Source organism: Pseudomonas sp. NPDC086112, from assembly GCF_044746425.1.
Lineage (GTDB): Bacteria > Pseudomonadota > Gammaproteobacteria > Pseudomonadales > Pseudomonadaceae > Aquipseudomonas.
Genome location: NZ_JBIVCD010000085.1, coordinates 1 through 3,849, shown reverse-complemented (window position 1 = coordinate 3,849; position 3,849 = coordinate 1). Strand labels below are relative to the sequence as shown.

The following is a 3,849-nucleotide window of genomic DNA, read 5'->3' as shown; positions in this document are numbered from 1 at the left end:
ATCAGTGGTCACCGGACGGCGACCAACGGCTCCGATCAGCTTGTAGAAAGTGATGTTCTGTTCGCCGTTGGCATCGGTGTAGTTCACAACGACTTCGTCGCCGTTCACTTTGGAACCGGTAACGCGAGCACCCAGCTTGATGTCCAGACCTTGTTTGGTCAGGGTTTTCAGCGCTTCCTTGGAAACGGCAGCGTCAGCGGCCATCAGGAAGGTGTCCAGCGCTTCGAGAACAGTCACTTCTGCGCCCAGACGGGACCAGACCGAACCCAGTTCCAGACCGATCACGCCAGCGCCAATCACGCCCAGACGTTTTGGAACCGATTGGAATTCCAGCGCGCCAGTCGAATCGACGATCACATTCTGGTCGACCGGAGCCGGTGGAATGTCGATCGGACGCGAACCTGGAGCCAGAATCACGTTCTCGGCTTCAATGATTTCTACCGAACCGTCAGGCTTGGTGACTTCGACTTTCTTGCCGGCCAGCAGTTTGCCGTGGCCCTGGATCGAGGTCACACCGTTTGCCTTGAACAGGGTGGCAACACCCGAGGTCAGGCCTTTGACGATGTTGGCTTTACGGCCGACCATTGCTGGCACGTCCATGGTCACGCCAGCGTGGTTGATACCGTGGATCGCGAAGCCGTCTTGGGCTTCGTGGAACTTCCAGGAGCTGTCCAGCAGCGCCTTGGATGGAATGCAGCCGACGTTCAGGCAAGTACCGCCGAGGGCCAGTTTGCCTTCCTTGTCGGTGTATTTCTCGATGCAGGCAGTGGAGAGGCCCAATTGCGCTGCTTTAATGGCAGCCACGTAGCCGCCAGGGCCCGCGCCAATCACTACCACGTCGAATTTCTGAGTCATGTGTCATTCCTTCTCGAATCAAACCGGACGGCCCCTTTTGGGGACCGTCGTGGGACGAAGCTGGTCATTACAGAAGGGCCGTCCATCGCTGAACGGCCCGTGCAACGAAATCAGATATCCAGCAGCAAACGAGCCGGGTCTTCCAGCAGGTTCTTGATGGTAACCAGGAAGGTCACAGCTTCTTTGCCGTCGATCAAACGGTGATCGTAGGACAGAGCCAGGTACATCATCGGACGGATAACGACTTGGCCGTTGATCGCCATAGGACGCTGCAGAATGTTGTGCATGCCCAGGATGGCCGCTTGTGGCGGGTTGACGATCGGAGTCGACATCATCGAACCGAAGGTACCACCGTTGGTGATGGTGAACGTACCACCGGTCATTTCGTCCATCGACAGCTTGCCGTCACGAGCCTTCTTGCCGAAGGTGGCGATGCCGCCTTCGATTTCAGCCAGGCTCATCAGTTCGGCGTTACGCAGAACCGGTACAACCAGGCCGCGGTCGCTGGAAACAGCAACACCGACGTCGGCGTAGCCGTGGTAAACGATGTCAGCACCGTCGATCGACGCGTTGACAGCCGGGAAGCGTTTCAGCGCTTCGGTGGCAGCCTTGACGAAGAACGACATGAAGCCCAGGCGCACGCCGTTGTGGGACTTCTCGAACAGATCCTTGTACTTCGAACGCAGGGCCATGACTTCGGTCATGTCGACTTCGTTGAAAGTGGTCAGCATTGCCATGTTCGATTGAGCTTCAACCAGACGCTTGGCAACGGTGGCCCGCACGCGGGTCATCGGTACGCGCTTCTCGATGCGATCGCCGGCAGCGAACACTGGAGCAGCAGCGGCAGGCGCAGCAGCCTTGGCAGGCGCGGCAGCCGGAGCGGCTTTCTTGGCAGCTACAGCGGCAACAACGTCTTCCTTGGTCACACGACCGCCTTTGCCAGTACCGGCAACGGAAGCGATGTTGATGCCGTTTTCTTCAGCCAGCTTGCGAGCAGCCGGTGCAGCAACAGGATCGTCTTCGCCCGCTTCGGCAGGAGCAGCGGCAGCGGCAGGTGCAGCAGCGGCGGCAGGAGCAGCGGCGGCAGCACTGCCCTCACCGATGGAGCCCAGAACTTCGTCGGACAGAACGGTGTCGCCTTCGTTCTTGACGATAGCGCCCAGCACGCCATCAGCGGTGGCCAACACTTCCAGTACGACTTTGTCAGTTTCGATGTCGACGATCAGTTCGTCACGCTTGACGGCGTCGCCCGGTTTTTTGTGCCAGGTGGCAACGGTGCCATCGGCAACCGAGTCCGTGAAAGTGGGGGCTTTGATTTCGATAGCCATTATCTGTGGGTCCTTAAATTCGGTTTCAGGTGCGCGAAGGCGTTAAACAGTAAAGGCGTCTTGCAGCAGTTGTTCCTGCTGCTCAGCGTGCATCGATGCATAACCACAAGCAGGTGCAGCAGAAGCCTCACGGCCCGCGTACTCGAGTACGAGAGACTTGTTGAGCGTACTGATGCTACGACGCAAGTGGTGTTGGCTGCAGTACCAGGCACCCTGGTTCATCGGCTCTTCCTGACACCAAACGGCATGCTTGGCGTTGGTGTAAGGAGCCAGGACTTCTTTCAGGTCGTCCTCAGGGAATGGGTACAGCTGCTCGATACGCACGATGGCGATGTCATCACGACCTTCGGCACGGCGTTTTTCCAGCAGGTCGTAGTAGACCTTGCCGCTACACAGAACAACGCGCTCGACCTTTTTCGGGTCCAGGGCATCGATTTCCGGGATAACGGTCTGGAACGAACCTTCGGCCAGATCTTCCAGGGTCGAGATGGCCAGTTTGTGACGCAGCAGCGACTTCGGAGTCAGGACGATCAACGGCTTGCGCAGCGGGCGAATCACCTGACGACGCAGCAAGTGGTAGATCTGAGCCGGGGTGGTCGGGACGGCAACCTGAACGTTGTGCTCGGCGCACAGTTGCAGGTAACGCTCCAGGCGGGCCGAAGAGTGCTCCGGACCCTGACCTTCATACCCGTGCGGCAGCAGCATGGTCAGACCGCAGAGACGGCCCCACTTGTGCTCGCCACTGGTGATGAACTGGTCGATAACCACTTGGGCACCGTTGGCGAAGTCGCCGAACTGTGCTTCCCAGATCACCAACGCCTCAGGCGTGGTGGTCGAGTAACCGTATTCGAACGCCAGCACGGCTTCTTCGGACAGGAACGAATCGTACAGGTCGAAACGTGGCTGGCCCTTGTACAGGTTTTGCAGCGGGACGTAGGTACCCGCGTCTTTCTGGTTGTGCAAGACAGCGTGACGGTGCGAGAACGTACCGCGACCGATGTCCTGACCCGTCATGCGAATCGGGTGACCTTCGAACGCCAGGGTCGCGTACGCCATGGTTTCGGCGTAACCCCAGTTGATCGGCAGGCCGCCGGCTTGCATTTTCTGACGGTCTTCGTAGATTTTCGAGACCTGGCGCTGAACCACGAAGCCTTCCGGAATTTCCAGCAGCTTGGCGGACAGTTCCTGCAAGGTTTTCAGATCGAAACGAGTGTCGTGACGCGCGGTCCAGGCATGGCCCAGATACGGACGCCAGTCCACGAACAACTCTTTGTTCGGCTCTTTGACCAGGCTTTTTACAACATGCAGACCGTTGTCCAGCGCATTGCGGTATTCGTCGACTTTCGCCTGAACACGCTCTGCGTCCAGCACACCGCTCTGGGTCAGACGATCGGCATACAGCTCACGGGTGGTGCGCTGTTTGGTGATCTGCTGGTACATGATTGGCTGGGTGCCGCTAGGCTCGTCGGCCTCGTTGTGGCCACGACGACGGTAGCAGACCATATCGATTACCACGTCACGCTTGAACTGCATGCGGTAGTCGATGGCCAGTTGGGTCACGAACAACACGGCTTCCGGATCCTCACCATGCACATGGAGGATCGGCGCCTGGATCATCTTCGCACCGTCGGTCGCGTACTCGGTGGAGCGCGAGTCCAGCGGGTTG

General features: G+C 58.7%; 3 protein-coding genes. All 3 read right to left on the bottom strand.

The window, feature by feature from the left end; genetic code table 11:
• The coding region (locus tag ACIPLA_RS27980; protein WP_401177700.1) for an FAD-dependent oxidoreductase at window positions 1–855 on the bottom strand (855 nt) is incomplete at its 3' end.
• Between the two features lie 110 nt (window positions 856–965).
• Window positions 966–2,183 (bottom strand): 2-oxoglutarate dehydrogenase complex dihydrolipoyllysine-residue succinyltransferase, encoded by a 1,218-nt coding sequence (gene odhB / locus ACIPLA_RS27975; protein WP_401177697.1) that lies wholly within the window; start codon window positions 2,181–2,183, stop codon window positions 966–968.
• 42 nt (window positions 2,184–2,225) lie between these two features.
• Window positions 2,226–3,849, bottom strand: a 1,624-nt coding sequence (locus ACIPLA_RS27970; protein ID WP_401177694.1) for a 2-oxoglutarate dehydrogenase E1 component, incomplete at its 5' end; no start/stop codon positions are given.